Annotated in this window: 2 protein-coding genes and 1 pseudogene; all 3 read left to right on the top strand. The window is 70.3% G+C overall.

The features are described from left to right. Window positions 1-505 (top strand): annotated as a pseudogene (locus AC27KI_RS22440) (glycosyltransferase); the annotation flags it as partial. Continuing rightward, entirely contained in the window at window positions 502-1,935 is a 1,434-nt protein-coding gene (murC, locus tag AC27KI_RS22435) for a UDP-N-acetylmuramate--L-alanine ligase (protein WP_487115922.1), read from the top strand. The pseudogene AC27KI_RS22440 and the gene murC, both read left to right, overlap by 4 nt. Then, window positions 1,932-2,679 (top strand): D-alanine--D-alanine ligase (locus tag AC27KI_RS22430; protein ID WP_487115920.1); only part of this gene is annotated, 748 nt, incomplete at its 3' end. The genes murC and AC27KI_RS22430, both read left to right, overlap by 4 nt.

Genomic DNA, 2,679 nt, shown 5'->3' with positions numbered 1-2,679 from the left:
GGGCGGGCAGCCTGGGCGCCCGCGCGCTCAACGAGATCGTGCCGCAGGCCCTGGCGCTGATTCCGGCGGACCGCCGGCCCGTCGTCACCCACCAGAGCGGCGCAGCGCAGATCGATGCGCTGCGCGAGCACTACGCGAAGGCGGGCGTGCAGGCCACGCTCACGCCGTTCATCGACGACACCGCGGCGGCGTTCGCCGACGCGGACCTCATCGTCTGCCGTGCGGGCGCAGCACCGTCACCGAGATCGCCGCCGTGGGCGCGGCGGCGGTGTTCGTGCCGTTCCCCCATGCGGTGGACGATCACCAGACCGCCAATGCCCGCTTCCTCGTGGACGCCGGTGGCGGGTGGCTCGTGCCGCAGCGCGACCTCACCCCCGAGTGGCTGGCGAAGTTGCTACAAAATTCAGAGCGCGATGCCCTAGTGGATATTGCGCAGAAGGCCAAAAACATGCAAAAGATCAACGCCACCCGCGAAGTGGCGACTGCCTGCGAGGAGCTGGCATGAAGCACGCCATTCGCCACATCCATTTCGTCGGCCTGGGCGGCGCCGGCATGTGCGGCATCGCCGAGGTGCTGTTCAACCTGGGCTACGGCATTTCGGGCTCGGACCTGTCCGACAGCGCCACCCTGCGCCGCCTGCAGGCGCTGGGCATCCGCACCTGCGTGGGCCATGCGGCCGCGCACATCGAGGGGGCGGATGCGGTGGTTACCTCCACGGCGGTGCAGGCCGACAACCCCGAGGTGCTGGCCGCCCGCGAAAAGAAGATTCCCGTGGTGCCGCGCGCGCTGATGCTGGCCGAGCTGATGCGCCTGAAGCGCGGCATCGCCATCGCCGGCACGCACGGCAAGACCACCACCACCAGCTTGGTGACCAGTGTGCTGGCCGAGGCCGGGCTCGACCCGACCTTCGTGATCGGCGGGCGGCTCAACAGCGCGGGCGCCAATGCCAAGCTGGGCAGCGGCGACTACATCGTGGTGGAGGCGGACGAGTCCGACGCCTCGTTCCTCAACCTGCTGCCCGTGATGGCGGTGGTGACGAACATCGACGCCGACCACATGGAAACGTACGGGCACGACTTCGGCCGCCTCAAGGGCGCGTTCGTCGAGTTCCTGCACCGCATGCCGTTCTACGGCACGGCGATCCTGTGCGTGGACAACCCGGCCATCCGCGACATCCTGGCCGACGTGACCTGCCCGGTGACGAGCTACGGCTTCGCCGAAGACGCCCAGGTGCGCGCGGTGGACGTGCGGGCCGATGCGGGTCAGATGCGTTTTCGCGTGCAGCGGCGCAACGGCGTCACGCTGCCCGACATCGACGTGGTGCTGAACCTGGCGGGCGAGCACAACGTGCTGAACGCCCTGTCGGCCATCGCGGTGGCGGTGGAGTTGAACATTCCCGACGACGCGCTGCTGCGCGCCCTGGCCCAGTTCAAGGGCGTGGGCCGGCGCTTTCAGCGCTACGGCGACATCGCCGCGCCGGGGGGCGGCAGGTTCGCGCTGATCGAGGACTACGGCCACCACCCGGTCGAGATGACGGCCACGCTGGCCGCGGCGCGCGGTGCCTTCCCGGGCCGGCGCTTGGTGCTGGCGTTCCAGCCGCACCGCTACAGCCGCACGCGCGACTGCTTCGAGGATTTCGTGAAGGTCATGGGCAGTGCGGACGCCGTGCTGCTGACCGAGGTGTATGCCGCCGGCGAGGCGCCCATCGTCGCCGCCGACGGCCGGTCGCTCACGCGCGCCCTGCGCGTGGCGGGCAAGGTCGAGCCGGTGTTCGTGGACGACGTGGCCCTGCTCGCGCAGGCGATCGTGGACAACGCCCGGGACGGCGACGTGGTGCTGTGCATGGGCGCGGGCTCCATCGGCGCCGTGCCGGCGAAGGTGGTGGAAATGCTGCAGAAAGAAGAAGCGCCAGCGTTGGCGGAGGTCGCGCGATGAGCCACGAAGACACCCCCGCCATCGACGTGCGCGCCCTGGGCAAGGTCGCGGTGCTGATGGGCGGCTCGTCCGCCGAGCGCGAGGTCTCGCTGATGTCCGGCGGCGGCGTGCTGCAGGCGCTGCGCGCCCGCGGCGTGGACGCGCATGCGTTCGACCCATCCCAGACCGACCTGTCCGAGCTGCGGCACGGCGGCTATGCGCGCTGCTTCATCGCCCTGCACGGCCGCCATGGCGAGGACGGCACGGTGCAGGGCGCGCTCGAGCTGCTCGGCATTCCGTACACCGGCCCCGGCGTGATGGCGTCCAGCATCGCGATGGACAAGATCATGACCAAGCGCATCTGGCGCTTCGAGGGGCTGCCCACGCCGGACTGGCGCCTGGTGTCGAGCGCCGCCGAGACCGCGCAGGCGCTGCAGGCGCTGGGCGCGCCGATGATCGTCAAGCCCTCGCGCGAAGGCTCCACCATCGGCCTGACCAAGGTGACCTCGCCCGGGCAGTGCGAACAGGCCTACCTGCTGGCCTCCCGCTACGACCCCGAAGTGCTGTGCGAGGAATTCATCGAAGGCGACGAGACCACCTGCCCGGTGCTGGGCCAGGGGGCGGATGCGCATGCGCTGCCGGTGATCCGCATCGTGGCGCCGGCCGGCAACTACGACTACCAGAACAAGTATTTCACCGACGTCACGCAGTACCACTGCCCGAGCGGCCTGCCCGAGGCCGAGGAGCGCGAGATCCAGCGCCTGG

Source organism: Acidovorax sp. KPB24-03 (genome assembly GCF_057546605.1).
Note: the sequence above shows the minus strand (reverse complement) of the source record. Positions and strands in the feature narration are given on the sequence as shown.

Excerpts from the sequence above, each read along its gene's own strand:
- murC (WP_487115922.1), top strand. The coding sequence starts at position 502 with ATGAAGCACGCCATTCGCCACATCCATTTCGTCGGCCTGGGCGGCGCC.